The sequence below is a fragment of the Candidatus Merdisoma sp. JLR.KK006 genome, from assembly GCF_036941035.1.
In the GTDB taxonomy this organism is placed as follows: domain Bacteria; phylum Bacillota; class Clostridia; order Lachnospirales; family Lachnospiraceae; genus Laedolimicola.
The window spans coordinates 55,036-74,775 of record NZ_JAYMNS010000003.1 but is presented as its reverse complement, the minus strand read 5'-3'; the positions used below and the strand labels follow the sequence as shown (position 1 = coordinate 74,775).

Here is a 19,740-nt window from a genome sequence, read left to right as displayed (position 1 = left end):
CTTGAAGGCTTCCTTTAACACTTTTTAATCATGACATTTGCCATTTGCCCTCCAAAGTCCAAAGAAGGCAGCTTTGCTTATTTCGCCAAAAGCATCATAATCTCATTGCTCCGGGCAATAAACTTCGTCATAGCCTCCGGAGCCAGGGGCTTATGGCTGATAAGGGCCAGATCGTAGAGCTGCTCACAGAACATGTTCACATGCTCGGAATCTCTGTTCTTTAAGATGTACTGTACCAGTTGATTGTTGGCATTGAGCACCAGGGTCTCCCCTCCGCCTCCGAACATATTCGGGTCCATGCCGTACATATTGTACATCTTCATCATTTCCTGCATCCGGCGGCTTTCCTCGGAGAGGGTGATCATGGAGGAAATGCTCTCATTCTTGATCTTCTCTACCTTCACATCCAGCTTCTCGTTGTTCAGAGCCTTGCGGAAAATCTCGGTTAAGGAATCAGCGGTTTCCTTCAATTCCTCTTCAGATACGGTTTCTACAAAATCCTCCGTCAGATCCGCATCAATTCTCTGGAACTTCACATGCTCATTCTTCATTTCCAAATGAGAGATAAAGGGAGAATCAATGTTGTGCTTCAGAATAACGGCATTCTTGCCTTCTTCCTTGAACAGATTGATATACTGGCTCTGCTGAACCTCGTCAGTCACATAGAAGATGGTTGTCTTTTCCGGCTCTTTTTCCTCGGCATTGTCCTCACTGGTCTCATCGGGATTCTCCACCACATCAACCTCCGGTGTCTCTTCCTCCGGAACCAGATCCTTGATAGTCTGATACTTGCCGTCAAGATCCTTGAACAGCAGGTAATCCATCATCTTTTCACAGAATTTGTCATCCTTTAAGCAGCCGAACTTAATAAAGGGATTGATGTCGTCCCAGTATTTCTCATAGTCTTCACGCTCGGTCTTGCACATGCCGGTGAGCTTGTCAGCCACCTTCTTCGTAATATAATCGGAGATCTTCTTTACAAAGCCGTCATTCTGCAGAGCGCTTCTGGAAACATTGAGAGGCAGATCCGGACAGTCAATGACACCTTTTAAGAGCATAAGAAATTCCGGAATAACTTCTTTAATGTTATCGGCAATAAATACCTGATTATTGTACAGCTTAATCGTTCCCTCAATGGAATCATACTCCGTATTGATCTTGGGGAAGTACAGGATGCCCTTCAGGTTAAAAGGATAGTCCATGTTCAGATGAATCCAGAACAGGGGCTCCTTATAGTCCATAAATACCTTCCGGTAAAATTCCAAATACTCTTCTTTGGTACACTCATTGGGATGCTTTGTCCACAAAGGAGAGGTATCGCTTAAGGAGACAGGACGCTTGTTGATCTTCACCCTATCCCGTGCCGGAGAGATCTCTTTGGTCTCCTTGGTGCCGTCCTCATTCTCCACTTCCTCGGTCTTGGCTTCCTCATGGATGTGCTCCACTACTACATCGTCATCCTTCAGATCCGTCTCGTCAATGGTCTCATATTCCTGCTCTGCATTTGCTTTTTCCAGGAAAATTTCTACGGGCATAAAGGAGCAGTATTTATTAATAACCTCACGGGCACGATATTCGTTGGCAAACTCTAAGCTCTCTTCATTTAAGAATAGGGTAATCTCTGTACCAACTTCTGTGCGGCTTCCCTCGGACATCTGATACTCGGTGCCGCCGTCACACTCCCAATGTACAGGCGCAGCATCCTTCTGGTAGGAGAGGGTGTCAATGTGAACTTCATCCGCAACCATGAATGCAGAATAGAAGCCCAGTCCGAAGTGACCGATGATCTGATCCTCGTTGGTCTTGTCCTTATACTTTTCCAAAAAGTCGGTAGCGCCGGAGAAGGCAATCTGGTTGATGTACTCCTGCACCTCATCGGCGGTCATGCCAAGGCCGGTATCGATGAACTTCAAAGTCTTCTCTTCCGGATTTACAATCACCCGAATGCTGTTCTTGAAATCATCCGGGTAGCTGTATTCACCCATCAATTCCAGCTTCTTTAGCTTTGTAATAGCGTCACAGCCATTGGATACCAGCTCACGGAAGAAAATGTCATGATCCGAGTAGAGCCATTTCTTAATAATCGGAAAAATATTTTCGCTGTTAATGGAAAGACTTCCATGCATTTCAGCCATAAATGTTCACTCCTTTTGTATTTGTTTTCGTATTCTGAGACATATTGTAATATGAGGGAAATAAAAAGTCAATAGAAAATTAGCACTCCATAGAAGTGAGTGCTAACAAATTTCTATAAACTTTCTAAAATTTTTCTAAAGTTGGTAAAAACCGGAAGTTAAAATAAACGGCTGATAATTTATGAAAAAATTAATAGAAATCCTCTGGATTTGCTTATTGGTAGGTGATATGATATAGATTAACAGCGAAAAAATGAAATAAAATGCGAATGCTGTAGAAGCCTGAAAAAGGGCGTATTTGAAATGGAATATAATTATGACAGCGCTCTTAGGAGGGCACAGAGGGCGCAATATTGAAATAGAACCGGAAATAGAGAAATAGAACAGGAGGATAACAGGGTGAGGCAGAGTAGGAAAGGAGCTCTGTATCTGCTTTTGGCAGTGGCCCTTATAGCTGGATATATATTAAATCTGGAGCAGAGCCGCATGGAGGGACAGGAGGATTTTCCGGCTGTGGACTGGATCCGGGAAAAGGAACAGGCTGACGTGGGAGCGATTGAGCAGGCGCTTCTGGTTCGGGAACAGGAGGAAGCACAGGCACTTAAGCAGGAGCTTTTAGAATCGAAGCCTGAGGAAGAAAAGCCTATGGATAAGCAAAGCCTTCGAAGACGCCTTGGCGCTGCTGTGATTGTAGGAGATTCCGTGGCAGAGGGATTTTTGGATTACCAGTTTTTGGAGGCGGATTCGGTGATAGCTGAGAAGGGACTGCGTGCAGATTCCGCAGGGGAAGAGATACAAAAGGCTCTGGATTTGATGCCTGCACAGCTTTTTTTGGCCATAGGGCTTAATGACCTGGAGTATTGCAGGGGAGACAGCGAACGTTTTACCGAGCATTACAGGGAGCGGATTAAGGAGATACGGGAACAGTTTCCAAAGCTTCCCATTTATATCAATGGGATTCTCCCCATATTGCCGGAAGCGGTGGAAGAGAAAGCAGAGCTGGGATATGTGGATGAGTTTAATGAGGCCCTTAAAAAAATGTGTGAGGAATTAGGACTTACATTTATTGACAGCAAAGATCTGCTGGAGGGCAGGGAGGAATGGTATCAGAAGGATGCCATACATCTGAAAGCACAGTTTTATCCCTTATGGCTGAATCGGATGGAGGAAACGGCAGGATTATAGATGAACAGATGGGATATGTTACTAAAGCTGGCTAAGGTATTTTTAATGGGGCTGTTAGTTGTAATGCTTGCCGGACTGATTCGGGGAAGTGCATGGAACCCGGACTTTAGCATGCTGGAAGCAGAAGTGGAAACAAATCTGGATTTGGCCCATATGCAGCAGGGGGACGAGCAGCTTCTCAGAAGGCTCTATGGGTTAAATTCCGGAGAGCTGAAAGCATGGGTTCTTTATACAGCTCAGGATAATATGGATGTGGAGGAGCTGCTTTTGGTAGAAGCAGCCGAGGCCGGGCAGGTTACGCACATCTGTCAGGCGATAGAGAAGCGGGTGGAAACACAGAAGAATAATTTTGAGGGTTACGGCCCGGAACAGGTGCAGTTGATTGAGAAATATGTGATGAGGGAGTCAGACCCTTTCGTGCTTTTTGTAATTTCGGAAAATGCGGAGGCTGTGAAGGCCGGATTTGTAAAGGGACTGCATGAGTGAAATGTACGAATGTGCTGACGGGGTAAGCATACGAAAAACCTTAAGGAAAGGCAGCAAGTCGTGGTTTTTAGCAGTATTTTTTTCATATTTTCATTTCTTCCGGTGACAATTGGAGTGTATTATCTGGCGCCTCACCGAATGCGCAATGGGATTTTGCTGTTGGCAAGTCTCTTTTTCTATGCATGGGGAGAACCTGTATATTTGTTTTTGATGCTGTACAGCATTTTGTTTAATTATGTGATGGGGATTGATATTGCCCGAAAGAAGGGTAGGAAGCGAAGGGCGGGCGGCAGTCTGTTTTTTGGCGTACTGGTAAACCTGCTGATTTTGGGATTTTTCAAATATTACGGATTTTTGGCGGAGAATATTCAGGCATTGACAGGATGGATGCTTCCAAAGATTTCCCTTCCGCTTCCTATTGGATTGTCCTTTTATACCTTTCAGTCTCTCTCCTATCTGATCGATGTATATCGGGGGAAAGCGCAGCATCAGAGAAATATTCTTTCTTTTGGATTGTATATTTCCATGTTTCCTCAGTTGGTGGCAGGACCTATTGTTCAGTATGCAGATATTGATGCGCAGTTAAAGAATAGGGAAGAGTCCATAGACAGATTTGGACAGGGCGTTCAGTATTTTATCTGGGGACTGGCAAAAAAGGTTCTGCTGGCCAATAATCTGGGTGTTGTCCATGAGGCGGTGACGGCCCTTCCCTCTTTATCGGTGCTTTCTGCGTGGGTGGGGGCATTTGCCTATACCTTTCAGATCTATTACGATTTCAGCGGATATTCGGATATGGCCATTGGCCTTGGGAAAATGTTCGGTTTTGAACTGAAGGAGAATTTTTCCCATCCATACTGTGCCAGAAGCATCACGGAGTTTTGGCGCAGATGGCATATTTCTCTGGGATCCTGGTTTCGGGAATATGTGTATATTCCCTTGGGAGGCAACCGGGTAGGAATCCTGCGCCATATCTGCAATTTACTGCTTGTGTGGGCGCTGACAGGACTCTGGCATGGAGCAAGCTGGAATTTCGTAGTGTGGGGCATCTACTACGGGGCGCTTCTCATTGTGGAAAAATATCTTTTGCATCGTGTAACAGAACGGATTCCGATTATAGGGACGATTTATGCGATGCTGCTTATTCTTGTGGGCTGGGTATTCTTTTTCAGTCCAACCCTGGCAGGGGCCTTGGAATATTTGAGGGCTATGTTTGGGATGGGAGTGACAGGGATTACGGACGATGCAGGAATGTATTATCTTCTGACAAGTCTGGTTTTATTCTGGTTCTCCTGGGTATTTGCCACTCCGGCAGCTTCCCGGATAACCGGAAAGAATATGGAGAAACCAAATACATGGACGCCGCTGTTTCTTCTGGTGCATATGGGAATTTTTTTTGTGGCTGTGGCATATTTGATTCACGATACGTATAATCCGTTTTTGTATTTTCGGTTTTAGGATTTTAGGAGGCTCTGGAAGAGGGATGCGGAACTGGAATAAGGAGTTGAAAAATGGGTTGAGAAGGAGAAAAGAAAGAAGGCAGCTTTCGCCCTATTCCTGGCTTGGGCTGTTGTTTCTTATAAGTATTATTTCTTTTGGGGCGCTGAACCTGCTCTGTGAGGATCGGGTATTTTCCGAAGCGGAGAACCGCTATCTGGAGCAGCGGCCCAGCCTGCAGCTTTCCGGAATTATGGATGGAAAGTTTATGAGCAATTATGAAAAATATCAGACGGATCAGTTTTTTTCACGGGATGCATGGATTCAGTTTCGCTCGGCGGCAGACCGTTTCCTTGGGAAAAATGAATCCGGCGGTGTGTATCTTGGGGAAAATGGACAGCTTTATGAGAAACCGGAAAAGCTAGAGGAACAGGTATGGAGGAATCTGGATGCCATAGCAGCTTTTGCAGAGAAGCATCCAAAGACAGGCATGTATCTTCTGCTGGCTCCGGGGGCGGCCGGAGTGAATCCGGAGGGACTTCCGCCTTTTGCTCCGGTGGAGGATCAGGCGGAGCAGCTTAGCCGAATTTATTCTTATTTGGGCGGAAGGGTTCAGGTGATTCCTGTTTATAAAACATTGCGGGAGCACAGAGAAGAATATCTGTATTATCGGACGGATCACCATTGGACGACGCTGGGAGCATGGTATGCTTTTCTTCAGGCTAATCAGGTGATGGGACTTGAAGCGGATTTGAAAATGAACGCTTATCCTGTGACAAACAGATTTAAGGGAACACTGGCTTCCAGAAGCGGTTATCAAGTTCCTTCGGATACGATCTCTGTCTTTTGGCCGGAGGAGGAAGAACGGCTTGTGGTTACTTATGTGGAGGAGCAGAAAAAGTCAGCTTCTCTGTATGCCTCAAAGAAGCTGGAGGGACGGGATAAGTATGGGGTGTTTTTGGATGGGAATCATCCCATAGTAAGGATTCGCACTATGGCGGAAAGCCAGCGGACGCTTTTGTTGCTTAAGGATTCTTATGCTAACTGCTTTGTACCTTTTCTGACCTCATCCTTTCGGGAGATTGTATTGGTGGATCCCCGGTATTATTATGGGAACTTGAATTCGCTTTTTAAAGAACAGGAATTTACGGATATTTTGGTTTTGTACAACCTGAATACTTTTTTGGAGGATGATGTGCTGCATTTTGTTCTTGAGGATCCGGAGGAAAATGCTATAGAAGGGTAAAGGCAATGTCCTGCTTTAGGAGGAACTTTTGGACCATTTGATCCCAGGATTGTTCCAGGGATTTGTCCATGGTGAAAAGAGCCAGGGATGCTGCTGTGGTGCAGAAAAGGCCGGCGGAGTCGTAGCGGATGTTCAGGATCAGGCCGTTTACATCTTTTGGGAAAAAGGGGCTTTCTGTCTGGGTCAGCAGCTTCTCGGTGTTCTCGGGGGATAGCTGGAAGGTGAAGCGGAAGCCTAAGGGCGTGCGCTTTCCCTTGATTAGTTCCAGGCAGAAGGGGCGCAGCTCCTGCCAACGGGAGAAGCGGCGGCAGCCAAGACCTAGTGACTCCTGCTCTTCTTTGGAGTAGTAGTCGGGATTAAGGTGGCCGTCGATGTGGAAGGTGTTGCAGGTGGTGACGGTGCCTTCTACTAATAGAAAGGCGTCAAATGTGGGGTGGAGCAGAAGTTTGTTCATGAAGGGTTTGATGGCTTCAATTTGCAGTGAAATCATGGCGGGGACCTCCTGATCTTGGAAATATAGTTAATAGTATATATTGAAATGAAGGAAAATGCAATTGGGGACGGCAAAGCAGGAGAGTCTGGTATGGCAACAAAGATTTTTTTAGTCTAAGATTGGATTTAGGTCCTTATTGCTCCTTATTCTTATGAAATGCTTGACAAACTGCCTGATTTTGCATATTCTAAACCATAGAGAGATTTGAAGAATGAAAAAGGCAGTGAACGGAAAAGTAGTCCATATTCGAGGCAGCAGAGAGGAACTGTCACCGGCTGAAAGCAGTTCTTGTCAAGGTGTGGGTGAAGTGCATCCGGGAGCAGATCCGGTGAGTGCGTAAGCATCAGCCGGGTACGTGACACGCGTTAAGTGGAAAAGGGAAAGGGCATAAGCCCTTTTAAAAGAGTGGAACCGCGGATTATTTCGTCTCTTAGAGACGGGATAGTCCGCTTTGTGTTTTCGGTCCGGATTTCTAGTAGAAGGGAGAATATATGGGTATTATTCGTTATATTAGGGAAGAGTTTCAGGTAATTACCGAACGGGATCCAGCCATCAAAAGTCCCATGGAGGTCTTGCTATACCCAAGCTTTCGTGCTATCTTAAGTTACAGGCTGGCCCATAAATGGTACCAGAAGGGCCACTATTTCCTTGCCCGCTGGCTGTCCCAAAGGACGGTGCGGAAAACGGGCATTGAGATTCATCCGGGAGCGGAGATTGGCAAAGGACTTTTCATTGACCATGGTTCCGGCGTTATCATCGGGGAGACTACCATCATTGGAGATAATGTGACACTCTATCAGGGCGTGACCTTAGGCGGTACAGGTAAGGAACGCGGAAAGCGCCATCCTACCTTGCGGGATAATGTCATGGTCAGTGCAGGGGCCAAGATTTTGGGTTCCTTTACCATCGGGGAAAATTCGAAAATAGGAGCCGGTTCTGTGGTGCTCAAAGAGGTGCCGCCGAACTGCACTGTAGTAGGTGTTCCGGGCCGCATTGTGAAACGGGGAGATGTAAAGGTGCCCCGCAGTGACATGAATCAGGTGGATCTTCCCGACCCGGTTATGGACAGTCTCACGGAGCTTCGCCGTGAGAATGCCCGGCTTCAGGCAGAATTGACAGAATTGAAGAAAAAGAAAGAAAAAAAGGAAAAAGATAAAAAGGACAAACAAAAAGCAAAGAAGGAGAAGCAGAATGAAAATCTATAATACCATAACGAAGAAAAAAGAGCCCTTTGTTCCTTTGGAGGAAGGCAAGGTTAAAATGTATGTATGCGGTCCCACGGTCTACAATTTTATCCATATTGGCAATGCAAGACCCATGATTGTATTTGACACTGTCCGTCGTTATATGGAGCATCGGGGCTATGAGGTCAATTATGTGTCCAACTTCACGGACGTGGATGATAAAATCATCAAAAAAGCCATTGAAGAAGGCGTATCCGCTCAGGAGATCTCCAGGCGCTATATTGCCGAGTGCAAAAAGGATATGGAGATGATGAATGTAAAGCCTGCCACCACCCATCCTCTTGCCACTCAGGAGATTGGCGGAATGCTGGAGATGATTCAGCAGTTGATTGACAAGGGCTATGCCTATGAGGTAAATGGAACAGTTTATTTCCGCACCCGGAAGTTTGCAGACTACGGAAAGCTTTCTCATAAGAACTTAGACGATCTGCGCAGCGGCAATCGTTCCCTTCTGGTATCCGGCGAGGATGAAAAGGAAGATCCTCTGGATTTCGTGCTCTGGAAGCCGAAGAAGGAAGGGGAGCCTGCATGGGAATCTCCCTGGGGAGAGGGACGTCCGGGCTGGCATATTGAGTGTTCCGTTATGTCCAAAAAATATTTGGGTGAGCAGATCGACATACATGCCGGCGGCGAGGATCTGGTATTTCCTCACCATGAAAATGAGATTGCCCAGAGTGAGGCATGTAATGGTAAGGAATTTGCAAAGTACTGGATGCACAATGCATTTTTGAATATTGACAATAAGAAGATGTCCAAATCTCTGGGGAATTTCTTTACAGTAAGGGAGATTAGTGAGAAATACGATCTCCAGGTGCTCCGTTTCTTTATGCTCAGCGCTCACTACCGCAGCCCCTTGAATTTCAGCGCCGAACTGATGGAGGCATCCAAGAACAGCCTGGATCGGATCGTGACAGCAGCAGAGAATTTGAAGCATCTTCTGGGCGCAGCCCCAAAGGGAACTATGACGGAGAGTGAACTGGCCCACTATGAAGCGACTGAGGAATTTGTGAAAAAATTTGACGAGGCCATGGATGATGATTTTAATACGGCCGACGCCATTGCTGCCGTATTTGAACTTGTGAAATATCTGAATACCCATACAAGCGGAGAGAACACAAAGGATTATCTGGAAAAATGTCTGGATCGTTTAAAAACTCTCTGTGATATTTTAGGCTTGATTGTAGAGAAAAAGGCGGAACTTCTGGACGAAGATATTGAGATTTTGATTGAGGAGCGGCAGCAGGCCAGAAAAGCCAGGAACTTTGCAAGGGCCGACGAGATTCGGGGGCTCCTGCTTGAGAAAGGCATTGTGCTGGAAGACACGCGAGAGGGTGTAAAATGGAAACGGGCGTAACCAATCTGATGGCGGATATCCACAAGGCATTTGCGTTTAAGGATGTGGATATCCGAACCTATTCGCCGCTGGTTCTGGCATACATTGGAGACGGCATTTATGAGCTGGTGATTCGTTCCCTTCTGGTGGGGCAGGGCAATGCGCAGGCAGCCAAGCTCCACAAAAGGGCCAGTGCTCTGGTAAATGCCGGAGCTCAGGCGGCCATGGCAGAGAAGGTGAAGGAGCAGCTTACAGAGGAAGAACTGCATGTGTTTCGGAGGGGACGCAATGCCAATTCCCCTACTATGGCAAAGCATGCAACCATGTCAGAATACCGGAGGGCTACCGGTTTTGAGGCGCTGATGGGATATCTGTATTTGGAAGGGCGGACAGAGCGGCTTCTGGAGTTGGTAAAACTGGGACTGGAGGAAGAACCATGCGATACGAAGAACTGACCATAGAGGGAAGAAATGCCGTTCTGGAGGCATTTCGTTCCGGAAAAACCATAGACAAGCTGTTTGTTCTGGACGGCTGTCAGGATGGGATTGTGAATACCATCAAACGGGAGGCTCGCAAGCAGGGAACCATTGTCAATTATGTGAAAAAGGAGCGTCTGGATCAGATGTCCGAGACAGGGCATCATCAGGGCGTCATTGCCAGTGCCGCCGCCTATACTTATGCAGAGGTGGAGGATATTCTGGCAGCGGCGAGAGACAAGGGAGAGGATCCCTTTATTTTCCTGTTGGATAATATTGAGGATCCCCACAATCTGGGGGCTATTATTCGTACAGCCAATCTGGCCGGAGCCCATGGGGTGATCATTCCCAAGCGGAGAGCCTGCGGCCTGACCGCTGCAGTAGCCAGAGCTTCTGCAGGCGCCCTGAATTATACCCCGGTAGCCAAGGTGACAAATCTGGCATCTGTTATTGAGGAACTGAAAAAAGAGGGCCTTTGGTTTGTCTGCGCCCAGATGGGCGGGGAGAGCATGTATCGCATGAAGCTTACAGGACCCATTGGCCTGGTGATTGGAAATGAGGGGGATGGCGTGGGACGGCTGATTCAGGAAAAATGCGATTTTACGGCATCCATTCCCATGCGGGGAAACATTGATTCCCTCAATGCCTCTGTGGCGGCAGGGGTGCTGGCCTACGAGATTGTAAGGCAGAGATTGCAGGAACAGTAACTTCGGATACGGATTATCGGTGCAGGGACAGGATGCAGAGTATGGAGAAAAAAATGGAAAGATGGGCGCGGCTTACGGATGAACAGTTGATAGAACACATCAATGCAGGAGAAACGGCATGTATGGATGTGCTGATTGAACGCTATAAGCGTCAGGTCCGCAATCAGGCCAGACCTCTGTATCTCATAGGCGGAGACAGTGACGATCTGATTCAGGAGGGAATGCTGGGGTTATTCAAAGCGATCCGTGATTATCGGCCGGAGAAATCGGATTCTTTTGAAGCTTTTGCAGGACTTTGCATTTCCCGACAGCTCTACAGTGCGATACAGGCGGCAGGACGGCTGAAGCATGCTCCTTTAAATTCCTATGTGGAGCTTTCGCCGGAGCTTGGAGAGCAGGCAGAGAGGCTGAAAGGAAAGAGCCCCGAGGAGCTTCTTATTGATCAGGAGAACATAGAGAGCCTTCGGGCGGAGATTCTGAAAGTAGCGACGCCTTTGGAACAGGAGATTCTTACAGCGTATCTCAATGGCCAGAGCTATTCAGAGATTGCTCTTCGGCTGAACAAGGAGCCAAAGTCCATTGACAACGCCTTGCAGCGAATCCGCAGAAAGCTGCGAAAAACGAACGGATAACCATAGAAAGCTCCCTTTAGAAAAAATTAATGAATTAAAATCCCCTTTTTCCCTATTTCATGTTATAATTCAAATGGGAAGGAGGGAATTTTTTGTCAAATTATGTAATGAGCACCGGATCCTACCTATTGGCCGGCGTGCTGACGTACCTGATTTTTCGTGCAGTTATCTGGCTTTTATATTACAAAGGAGAGATGCGCATACCCATTTCCCACGAAGTGGGTTTTGGTGTGCTGGCTTTTCTTTTTCTGGCCTTGTTTGCCTCATCCGTAACACCAGCTCTTGGATTTTCTATAAAACCGGACTGGAAGACCATCGCTTTTATTCCCATAAAGGGTAGTATTGATTTGGTAAAGGATCAGGGAGCGGGGGCTCTTTTCAGGGCAATTTTTAAGTTTATGCCCTTCGGTTTTTTAATTCCCTTTTTGTTCCGGCGTTATCAGAGGTTTTTAAAGGTACTCTTTCTGTGCGGGGGAGTATCCCTTTTTATAGAAGTGTTTCAGATTTTTCTTGCAAAAGCTTCGGCCAGCCTGGATGAATTTCTCTTAAGTCTTCTGGGAATTTTTCTGGGCTATTTTGTCTTCGGCGTAGTTCGGATGTATTTCCGGGAGATTGAACGCATGGGGACAGTAAAGCGTTCGCGCAGGCGAGATGTGCCTTTTATTGTAAAAAAGGAATTGGAGTTTCTTATTATTTTCATGCTTCTGGCAGTTGTGGGAAAGGGAACTCAGATAGAGGTTCAACGGGTGAAGGAGGAAAAAGCGGCTCAGGCAGAACTGGAAAAGAAGCAGGAGGAAGAGCGCAAGGCGGCTGAGGAAGCTGAGGCGGCCCGAATTGCAGAGGAAGAGGCCAAGAAACTTAAGATTGTGGATAATATGCCAAATCTTTCACTGGAAGCCGGAGCGGCCTGTCTGTTTTCTCTGGATGATGATATGATTCTCTATGAGAAAAACGGAACGGATCGGGTAACTCCTGCAAGCACAACAAAGCTTTTGACGGCTCTTACCGTTTTGAAATATTGCGGAACAGATGAAGTTCTGACAGCCGGGGAGGAGATTAGTCTGATTAGTCAGGGAGCTTCCACCGCCAGTCTGAAGGTGGGAATGCGGGGAAGTGTCCGCACCTTTTTGGGAGCCATGCTTGTTCCCTCCGGAAATGATGCAGCTTATTCATTGGCCAATTATACAGGACATAAGATTTTAGGAGATGAAAATGCTTCCACGACCGATGCTGTAGCGGCATTTGTGGAGGCCATGAATGCTTATGCTGCGGAGCTGGAGCTTGAGGATTCCAACTTTGAGACACCAGACGGAGACCAGACGGAGAATCAGTACACCACGGCCAGAGACATGGTGAGAATTGCAAAGGCATGCCTGGAAAATGAGACCATTATGGAGCTGACAGGAAAAAAATCCTTCCGTGCGCTTTTTGAAAATGCCGATGTTACCTATCAGAATACGAACCAGCTTGTGCGGTCCGGGGACGACTATTATTATGAAGGGGCTGTGGGATTGAAAACCGGAAGTCTTAATGATGTAAAGAATCTGGTTGGTGCTCTGGAAGTGAACGGGCGCCGTTATGTGACGGCAGTGATGCAGGATTCGGACGAAGGGCGGTATAAAGATACAAAGATATTGTTTGATGAAGTAACCGGAGGCGGCGGTGAGCCGGAAGGCGATTAAGAACAGCCGAAGCTCTAAATGAAGCATTGGAGCATACGGCTGTCCTTCTTTGATTTTCACTGCTTGGGAGCTGCTTTGGGCTGATAGTGATAGACGTCCTCATAGGAATCCCGTTCAGCCTTTGATGAAGGCGCACTGGGAATCAGACCTGTACAGTCTGTGCTGGAGCAGGAATTACCCAGGTAGTCGTAACCTTCGATGATTTCTTGATTCGTCTTTTTATTTTTTTTATTTGCCATATGGTTTTACCTCACTGTTTGTTATGCTTCTGCATCATTTCCGTCCTTCCATGTTTAGTGTGCACCGAATATTCAGGAACATGCAGTAAGACACAGAAAAAACACAGGAACATCACAGATTTTCCATATAAGCACCACAATTGCGCCACAATTTTTGCCTACAATAACCAATATAAAATAAAAACAATCGGAGGTTGTGGATATGCTGAAAAAAGGAGTAAAGACAGTGGCTTTGGCTCTGGCGTTTGGTGTGACAGCCAGTGCGGCATTTCAGGGAAGCAATTATATGTTAAATCAATGGATAGGTGAAGAGGAACAGGCGGAGACTGTGGAAGGCGTAAAGCTGAATCAGATGGCAGGCGCAGCAGACGGAGAAATAACGACTGCCAATACAGGAAACAGTGCGCTTAATATTGCTGCCATAGCAGAGCAGACGATGCCTTCCGTGGTATCAATTACTAATAAAAGCGTTCAGGAGATGCGTCTTTTTGGACAATCTCAGGCTTATGAAAGTGAGAGCCGCGGAACGGGAATCATCATTGGTCAGACAGACACAGAACTTTTGCTTGTGACCAACAATCATGTAATAAATGGTGCAGAAGAGATTAGCGTAGGTTTTGTGGACGGCGAAATGGCAGAAGCAAAGGTCAAAGGGACAGACAGCAATAAGGATTTAGCGGTTCTTTCTGTAAAAATGGAAGAGCTCACTGAGGACACAAAAGAGCAGATCCAAGTGATTGAGCTGGGAAAATCCTCGGAGCTTCAGGTAGGAGAGCAGGTGGTTGCCATCGGCAATGCATTGGGCTATGGGCAGTCTGTAACAACAGGAATTGTAAGCGCCCTGAATCGGGAAGTAACGATTGAAAATAATACCAATACCCTGATTCAGACAGATGCAGCCATCAACCCCGGCAACAGCGGCGGAGCCCTTCTGAATATGAGCGGCCAGCTTATCGGTATTAATTCGGCCAAATACTCTGACACAAATGTAGAGGGCATGGGCTATGCAATTCCGGTGGATGATGTGGTAGATATTATTGAAGGACTGATGAACCGTACGATACGGGAGGAAAAAGTGTCGGAAGGTGAAAGGGGCTTCCTTGGAATTACCGGTCAGGATGTGAGTTCGGATGTGGCGGATGCCTATGATATGCCGAAGGGAGTCTACATTACCTCTGTGGAAGAAGGCTCCGGCGCTGCGAAGGCAGGCTTGAAAAAGGGAGATATTATTACAAGATTTGACGGCAGCAGTGTTGCGTCCATGGCAGAACTAAAAGAACAGCTTTCTTATTATAAAAAAGGCGAACAGGTGAAGTTTACTGTAAGTCAAGCTTTGGAAGGCGAGTACCAGGAGCAGACGGTGACTGTTACGCTTGGGGAGAATACAGGGAAGTAAGAAAAGAATTTTACATTTCTTCCTGTTTATGCTATACTACCCTCGATTGACAAGCAACAAAAAATTCTTGTCAACCGAGGGTATTTTCTTATATAAAAATTTTTCGGCTTATATTTATATATAAAATTACGGAGGAACATTCGATGGCATACATGGATCAGAGTAAAATAAGAAATTTCTGTATCATTGCACATATTGATCATGGCAAATCCACCCTGGCAGATCGAATCATTGAGATGACAGGACTTTTAACCAGCCGGGAGATGCAGGCCCAGGTGTTGGACAATATGGAGCTGGAGCGTGAGCGGGGCATTACCATCAAGGCCCAGACTGTGCGTACGGTATATAAAGCGAAAAACGGTGAGGAGTATATTTTTAATTTAATTGACACACCAGGACATGTGGATTTTAACTATGAGGTATCCCGGAGCCTGGCTGCCTGCGACGGGGCGATTTTGGTGGTGGATGCGGCTCAGGGCATAGAGGCTCAGACCCTGGCCAATGTATACCTGGCTTTGGATCATGATCTGGATGTGCTTCCCGTTATTAATAAGATCGATCTGCCCAGCGCAGAACCTCAGCGTGTCATAGACGAAATTGAGGATGTAATTGGCATAGAGGCCCAGGATGCTCCCCGGATTTCTGCCAAGACAGGTCAGAATGTGGGGGATGTGCTGGAAGCTATTGTAGAGCGGATTCCGGCTCCCGCAGGAGATAGCCGGGCACCTCTTCAGGCATTGATCTTTGATTCTTTATATGATTCATATAAAGGCGTTATAGTGTTCTGTAGAATTAAGGAAGGTACCGTAAAGAGAGGTACACCCATCCGCATGATGGCTACAGGTGCAGAGGCGGATGTGGTGGAGGTGGGTTATTTCGGCGCCGGACAGTTTATTCCCTGTGAGGAATTGTCTGCGGGCATGGTAGGCTATCTGACAGCAAGTATTAAGAACGTAAAGGACACTCGTGTAGGTGATACCATCACCAGCCGGGAGAATCCCTGTAAAGAGCCGCTGCCGGGATATAAGAAAGTTCTTCCTATGGTATACTGCGGCATGTACCCGGCGGACGGCGCCAAGTATCCGGATCTGCGGGATGCCTTGGAGAAGCTGCAGCTTAATGACGCTTCCTTACAGTTTGAACCGGAGACTTCCATTGCTTTGGGTTTTGGTTTCCGCTGCGGTTTCTTAGGACTTCTTCATCTGGAGATTATTCAGGAGCGCTTGGAGCGTGAGTATGGTCTGGATCTGGTAACGACAGCTCCGGGCGTTATCTACAAGGTTCACCGGACAAACGGCGAAGTGATTGAGCTTACCAATCCTTCCAATCTGCCGGATCCGGCGGAAATCGAGTATATGGAGGAGCCCATGGTCAGTGCGGAGATCATGGTGACTACGGAATTTATCGGCTCCATTATGGAGCTGTGCCAGGAACGCAGAGGCATTTATCTTGGAATGGAATATATGGAAGAAACCCGAGCACTGTTAAAATATGAGCTTCCTTTAAATGAGATTATTTATGATTTCTTCGACGCTCTGAAATCACGTTCCCGGGGGTATGCCTCCTTTGACTATGATATGAAGGGCTACGTGCAGGCGGAGCTTGTTAAGCTGGACATTCTGATTAACAAGGAAGAAGTGGATGCCCTGTCCTTCATCGTTCACAGCAGTACGGCCTACGAGCGGGGACGGAAAATGTGTGAGAAGCTAAAGGAAGAAATTCCAAGACATCTCTTTGAGATACCCATTCAGGCGGCAGTAGGCAGTAAGATTATCGCCAGGGAGACAGTAAAAGCTATGCGCAAGGATGTACTGGCAAAGTGCTATGGCGGTGACATTACCCGAAAGAAGAAGCTTCTGGAGAAACAAAAAGAAGGAAAGAAGCGGATGCGTCAGATTGGAAATGTGGAGATTCCCCAGAAAGCCTTTATGAGTGTGCTGAAGCTGGATGACAGGTAGTTGATGAAAAGAACAGATTGGGGAGCTATAATATAGAGGATAAGGGATATGCATGAAAATGGCGAAAGACAAACAGAGCTGGAAATATACATTCATATCCCTTTTTGTGTTCAAAAATGTGCCTATTGTGACTTTTTGTCAGCACCTGCAGATGAGATGGTACGAGGTCAGTATATAGAGGCTTTAAAGGAAGAGATTCTACAACGAAAACCTCTTGGATCAGAATATAAAGTTACTTCGATATTCATGGGAGGCGGAACTCCTTCTATCCTGGAGGGAGCGCAGACAGCAGGGATTCTTAAGAAGATTCATGATCATTTTACCGTGGAAGCAGATGCGGAGATCACATTAGAGTGCAATCCGGGGACACTCTCAGAGGACAAGCTTTCCTGCTATCGGCAGTCAGGAGTCAACCGCTTAAGCCTGGGACTTCAGTCAGCAGATAACCGGGAGCTGAAAATCCTTGGACGGATTCACACCTATGAAGAATTTCTGGAGAGCTTTTCTCAGGCACGTAAGAAAGGATTTCACAATCTGAATGTGGATCTAATGTCTGCGCTTCCGGGCCAAACCAGAGAAAGCTGGCAGGAAACCCTGCATCAGGTCATTGCCCTTCATCCGGAGCATATATCGGCCTACAGTCTGATAATTGAAGAAAATACGCCTTTCTATGACCGCTACAGGCCGGGAGGGCGAGAGGAACATTTGCTGCCGGATGAGGATACGGAGCGGCAGATGTATTATGATACCAGGGATATTCTAAGAGCAGCCGGATATGAACGCTATGAGATATCCAACTATGCCAAAGCAGGTTTCGCCTGCCGCCATAATCTGGGTTATTGGGAGCGCAAGGATTATCTGGGGCTGGGCCTTGGAGCTTCCTCTTTGATAAAAGGAGTGCGCTGTCAAAATCAAAAGAAGCTTTCAGCATATTTGGCAGGGGATTATACTTATGAAGAGGTACAGAAGCTTACCAGACAGGAAGAGCAGGAAGAAACCATGTTTCTGGGGCTTCGAAAAGCAGAAGGAGTACCGCTGACAGAAGAACTTTTGGAGGTGTATGAAGGAACATTTCAAAGGCTGGAACAGCAAGGGCTTCTCTACCGGGAAGGCGGACGGGCACGTTTAACAGATCTGGGGATTGATGTGAGCAATTATGCCCTGGCAGAATTTTTACAGGATGAAAGGTAAAGTCGCAAAGGCACACGAGAGGAACTTTCATGAGTGCCCTTTCGAATGAAAGTTTCTCTCATTACAGGCGTGCCGAAGTGACTTTACCCTTTAGTACCGTTGCATAGCAACTTAAGATAGGGAGGATAAAGTATGATAAAGGAAGCAATTTTTGATATTGACGATACATTATACAACTATGAGAAGGGGCATGAAGAAGGAATGCGCCGGCTTTGTCTCTATGCGAAAGAGCATTTACAGGTGGAACCGGAGGAATTTCGTGAAGCCTATAAAAGAACACATCATGAGATTACGGAAAAGCTTGGCAGGGACAATGCGGCCATTCACAGCCGGAGTATTCGGATTCAGAACCTTCTGGAAAAATGGGGAAAGCCCCTCTTTCCCCATGTAAAGGCTATGTATCATGCTTATTGGGATACCCTTCTTAAGGAGAGCGGTCCGGAGCCGGGAGCCGTTGCCTGTATGCAGGAACTAAAGGATATGGGAATCACCATTGGAATCGGGACGGACATGACGGCCATGATGCAGTATGAGAAGCTGGAAGCCTTTGGCTTCGCTCCTTATGTCTCCCATATAGTGACCAGTCAGGAGGCTGGCGTGGAAAAGCCCCATCCGGATTTTATGGCTCTGTGCATTCAAAAGTCAGGAGTGCTTCCGGAGGAATGCGTTTTTGTGGGAGATAATTTTAAGAAGGATGCCTGCGGGGCGTCGGCGTATGGTATGCATGGGGTATGGTACAATTTCCGGGGAAAAGAGCTTCCAAAAGGGGCGGAGGAATTTGCGGGTAAATATAAAGAAATCCGGCATTTCGACGAGCTTGTGCCCTATATCCAGGCATTAAATAAAGGAGAGTAGTATCCCTTTATGCGTAAAAATCCATGTGCGAATTTAAGAAAGGAATGAATAGAACATGAAGGAACTGCAGTTTTTGGAGGAGCAGGGTGTGTCTCCCAAACTGATTCAAGAGGTGGAAAGCTTCAGGAAGGCACATACGGTTTCGGATGAGGTAAAAAATCGAATTGTAAAGCCCCCCATTCCCTTTTACGGGAAAGAGATTCTGGAGATGGCTATTGCCGCCTTGCTTCAGGGAGAAAATGTGTTATTAAGCGGCTCCAAAGCTACCGGGAAAAATATTCTGGCAGAAAATCTTGCCTGGATCTTTTGCCGCCCCTCCTATAATATTTCCTTTAATGTGAATACGGACAGCAGTACGCTCATCGGAACGGACACCTTTATAGACAATGAGGTTCGCCTGCGCAAAGGGCCGGTTTACCAGTGTGCCGTAAACGGAGGCTTCGGAATCTTTGATGAGATCAATATGGCAAAAAATGACGCCGTTTCCGTTCTTCATGCCACGCTGGATTACCGCCGCATCATAGATGTTCCCGGCTATGACAAGATTGAGCTGCACCCGGCTGCTCGGTTTATCGGAACTATGAATTATGGCTATGCAGGGACAAAGGAGTTAAATGAGGCATTGGTTTCCCGGTTTCTGGTGATTGATATGCCGCCCCTTACGGAGACTGTGCTGATGCGGATCTTAAAGGAGAACTTTCCCGATGCCAGGGAGGAGGGGCTTAAGCACTTTGCGGGTTTGTTTTTGGATCTGCAGCTAAAGGCCCAGAACAGCGAGATTTCTACAAAGCCCATGGATCTTCGGGGAATGATAGGGGCGCTTAAAACTGTACGGGCAGGGCTTACGCCCCGAACAGCCATTACGATGGGAATTACCAATAAGAGCTTTGATATCTTTGAAAAAGAGATTATCGGGGATATTGTAATGACCCGGATTCCGGAGGAGTGGACCAGGGATGAGGTGTTTTGAGACTTTGAGAAAGAAGTCCTGAGATAAGAAGTATGGAGTAATGAGGTTTTTGTACAGGCAGTTTGTATAAGCTTAGGA

At 46.8% G+C, this 19,740-nt stretch carries 18 protein-coding genes and 1 other annotated feature; of the genes, 15 read left to right on the top strand and 3 right to left on the bottom strand.

Going from position 1 to position 19,740, the window contains the following annotated elements:
• Nucleotides 1–77 precede the first annotated feature (77 nt).
• A complete protein-coding gene (htpG, locus tag VSQ61_RS03520) occupies nucleotides 78–2,135 on the bottom strand; it encodes a molecular chaperone HtpG (RefSeq protein WP_334343053.1) in 2,058 nt (685 codons plus the stop codon).
• A 399-nt stretch (nucleotides 2,136–2,534) separates the two neighbouring features.
• Here htpG and VSQ61_RS03515 point away from each other — a divergent pair, with 399 nt between their 5' ends.
• The 4 genes from VSQ61_RS03515 to VSQ61_RS03500 are packed head-to-tail and all read left to right on the top strand — an operon-like array spanning nucleotide 2,535 to nucleotide 6,486.
• Nucleotides 2,535–3,320 carry a GDSL-type esterase/lipase family protein gene (locus VSQ61_RS03515; RefSeq protein ID WP_334343052.1) on the top strand — a complete coding sequence of 262 codons (786 nt, stop codon included), beginning with the start codon at nucleotides 2,535–2,537 and terminating at the stop codon, nucleotides 3,318–3,320.
• Nucleotides 3,321–3,806 carry a DUF4358 domain-containing protein gene (locus tag VSQ61_RS03510; RefSeq protein WP_334343051.1) on the top strand — a complete coding sequence of 162 codons (486 nt, stop codon included), beginning with the start codon at nucleotides 3,321–3,323 and terminating at the stop codon, nucleotides 3,804–3,806.
• Between the two features lie 60 nt (nucleotides 3,807–3,866).
• The gene (locus VSQ61_RS03505; RefSeq protein ID WP_334343050.1) at nucleotides 3,867–5,261 is read left to right on the top strand and encodes an MBOAT family O-acyltransferase; all 1,395 of its coding nucleotides are present in this window, start codon (nucleotides 3,867–3,869) and stop codon (nucleotides 5,259–5,261) included.
• A 25-nt stretch (nucleotides 5,262–5,286) separates the two neighbouring features.
• On the top strand, nucleotides 5,287–6,486 hold the full coding sequence (locus VSQ61_RS03500) for a DHHW family protein (protein ID WP_334343049.1): 1,200 nt from the start codon (nucleotides 5,287–5,289) through the stop codon (nucleotides 6,484–6,486).
• Here the strand turns inward: VSQ61_RS03500 and VSQ61_RS03495 are convergent.
• Entirely contained in the window at nucleotides 6,473–6,976 is a 504-nt protein-coding gene (locus VSQ61_RS03495; RefSeq protein ID WP_334343048.1) for a DUF5721 family protein, read from the bottom strand. The genes VSQ61_RS03500 and VSQ61_RS03495 overlap by 14 nt on opposite strands.
• Before the next feature lie 217 nt (nucleotides 6,977–7,193).
• Nucleotides 7,194–7,413: a binding site (T-box leader), on the top strand.
• Nucleotides 7,414–7,470: 57 nt separating this feature from the next.
• Here VSQ61_RS03495 and epsC point away from each other — a divergent pair.
• From epsC to VSQ61_RS03465, 6 genes are all read left to right on the top strand, one after another.
• Nucleotides 7,471–8,184: a serine O-acetyltransferase EpsC gene (gene epsC / locus VSQ61_RS03490; RefSeq protein WP_334343047.1), complete on the top strand. Its 714-nt coding sequence runs from the start codon at nucleotides 7,471–7,473 to the stop codon at nucleotides 8,182–8,184.
• Entirely contained in the window at nucleotides 8,171–9,577 is a 1,407-nt protein-coding gene (cysS, locus tag VSQ61_RS03485; RefSeq protein ID WP_334343046.1) for a cysteine--tRNA ligase, read from the top strand. The genes epsC and cysS overlap by 14 nt, the downstream gene beginning before the upstream one ends.
• Nucleotides 9,562–10,011 (top strand): Mini-ribonuclease 3, encoded by a 450-nt coding sequence (locus tag VSQ61_RS03480; protein ID WP_334343045.1) that lies wholly within the window; start codon nucleotides 9,562–9,564, stop codon nucleotides 10,009–10,011. The genes cysS and VSQ61_RS03480 overlap by 16 nt, the downstream gene beginning before the upstream one ends.
• Entirely contained in the window at nucleotides 9,993–10,739 is a 747-nt protein-coding gene (gene rlmB, locus VSQ61_RS03475; protein ID WP_334343044.1) for a 23S rRNA (guanosine(2251)-2'-O)-methyltransferase RlmB, read from the top strand. The genes VSQ61_RS03480 and rlmB overlap by 19 nt, the downstream gene beginning before the upstream one ends.
• 53 nt (nucleotides 10,740–10,792) lie before the next feature.
• Nucleotides 10,793–11,371, top strand: a complete 579-nt coding sequence (locus VSQ61_RS03470) for a sigma-70 family RNA polymerase sigma factor (RefSeq protein ID WP_334343043.1) — start codon at nucleotides 10,793–10,795, stop codon at nucleotides 11,369–11,371.
• Between the two features lie 92 nt (nucleotides 11,372–11,463).
• Nucleotides 11,464–13,053, top strand: a complete 1,590-nt coding sequence (locus VSQ61_RS03465; protein ID WP_334343042.1) for a serine hydrolase — start codon at nucleotides 11,464–11,466, stop codon at nucleotides 13,051–13,053.
• Nucleotides 13,054–13,109: 56 nt separating this feature from the next.
• Here the strand turns inward: VSQ61_RS03465 and VSQ61_RS03460 are convergent, their stop codons facing one another.
• Nucleotides 13,110–13,292: a hypothetical protein gene (locus tag VSQ61_RS03460; RefSeq protein ID WP_334343041.1), complete on the bottom strand. Its 183-nt coding sequence runs from the start codon at nucleotides 13,290–13,292 to the stop codon at nucleotides 13,110–13,112.
• A gap of 202 nt (nucleotides 13,293–13,494) precedes the next feature.
• On the opposite strand from VSQ61_RS03460, the gene VSQ61_RS03455 reads away from it, so the two are divergent.
• From VSQ61_RS03455 to VSQ61_RS03435, 5 genes are all read left to right on the top strand, one after another.
• On the top strand, nucleotides 13,495–14,688 hold the full coding sequence (locus VSQ61_RS03455; protein ID WP_334343040.1) for a S1C family serine protease: 1,194 nt from the start codon (nucleotides 13,495–13,497) through the stop codon (nucleotides 14,686–14,688).
• 143 nt (nucleotides 14,689–14,831) lie between these two features.
• Complete coding sequence (gene lepA, locus VSQ61_RS03450; protein WP_334343039.1) at nucleotides 14,832–16,646, top strand: translation elongation factor 4; 1,815 nt, start codon at nucleotides 14,832–14,834, stop codon at nucleotides 16,644–16,646.
• Between the two features lie 48 nt (nucleotides 16,647–16,694).
• Nucleotides 16,695–17,837: a radical SAM family heme chaperone HemW gene (hemW, locus tag VSQ61_RS03445; RefSeq protein ID WP_334343038.1), complete on the top strand. Its 1,143-nt coding sequence runs from the start codon at nucleotides 16,695–16,697 to the stop codon at nucleotides 17,835–17,837.
• Between the two features lie 132 nt (nucleotides 17,838–17,969).
• A complete protein-coding gene (locus VSQ61_RS03440; RefSeq protein ID WP_334343037.1) occupies nucleotides 17,970–18,692 on the top strand; it encodes an HAD family hydrolase in 723 nt (240 codons plus the stop codon).
• A 55-nt stretch (nucleotides 18,693–18,747) separates the two neighbouring features.
• Complete coding sequence (locus VSQ61_RS03435) at nucleotides 18,748–19,662, top strand: AAA family ATPase (protein ID WP_334343036.1); 915 nt, start codon at nucleotides 18,748–18,750, stop codon at nucleotides 19,660–19,662.
• Nucleotides 19,663–19,740 lie beyond the last annotated feature (78 nt).

Bases quoted from the DNA above. Each gene is read 5' to 3' on its own strand.
- htpG (WP_334343053.1), bottom strand. From the start codon at position 2,135: ATGGCTGAAATGCATGGAAGTCTTTCCATTAACAGCGAAAATATTTTT.
- VSQ61_RS03510 (WP_334343051.1), top strand. From the start codon at position 3,321: ATGAACAGATGGGATATGTTACTAAAGCTGGCTAAGGTATTTTTAATG.
- VSQ61_RS03500 (WP_334343049.1), top strand. From the start codon at position 5,287: ATGCGGAACTGGAATAAGGAGTTGAAAAATGGGTTGAGAAGGAGAAAA.
- VSQ61_RS03495 (WP_334343048.1), bottom strand. From the start codon at position 6,976: ATGATTTCACTGCAAATTGAAGCCATCAAACCCTTCATGAACAAACTT.
- epsC (WP_334343047.1), top strand. From the start codon at position 7,471: ATGGGTATTATTCGTTATATTAGGGAAGAGTTTCAGGTAATTACCGAA.
- cysS (WP_334343046.1), top strand. From the start codon at position 8,171: ATGAAAATCTATAATACCATAACGAAGAAAAAAGAGCCCTTTGTTCCT.
- VSQ61_RS03480 (WP_334343045.1), top strand. From the start codon at position 9,562: ATGGAAACGGGCGTAACCAATCTGATGGCGGATATCCACAAGGCATTT.
- rlmB (WP_334343044.1), top strand. From the start codon at position 9,993: ATGCGATACGAAGAACTGACCATAGAGGGAAGAAATGCCGTTCTGGAG.
- VSQ61_RS03470 (WP_334343043.1), top strand. From the start codon at position 10,793: ATGGAAAGATGGGCGCGGCTTACGGATGAACAGTTGATAGAACACATC.
- VSQ61_RS03460 (WP_334343041.1), bottom strand. From the start codon at position 13,292: ATGGCAAATAAAAAAAATAAAAAGACGAATCAAGAAATCATCGAAGGT.
- VSQ61_RS03455 (WP_334343040.1), top strand. From the start codon at position 13,495: ATGCTGAAAAAAGGAGTAAAGACAGTGGCTTTGGCTCTGGCGTTTGGT.
- lepA (WP_334343039.1), top strand. From the start codon at position 14,832: ATGGCATACATGGATCAGAGTAAAATAAGAAATTTCTGTATCATTGCA.
- hemW (WP_334343038.1), top strand. From the start codon at position 16,695: ATGCATGAAAATGGCGAAAGACAAACAGAGCTGGAAATATACATTCAT.
- VSQ61_RS03440 (WP_334343037.1), top strand. From the start codon at position 17,970: ATGATAAAGGAAGCAATTTTTGATATTGACGATACATTATACAACTAT.
- VSQ61_RS03435 (WP_334343036.1), top strand. From the start codon at position 18,748: ATGAAGGAACTGCAGTTTTTGGAGGAGCAGGGTGTGTCTCCCAAACTG.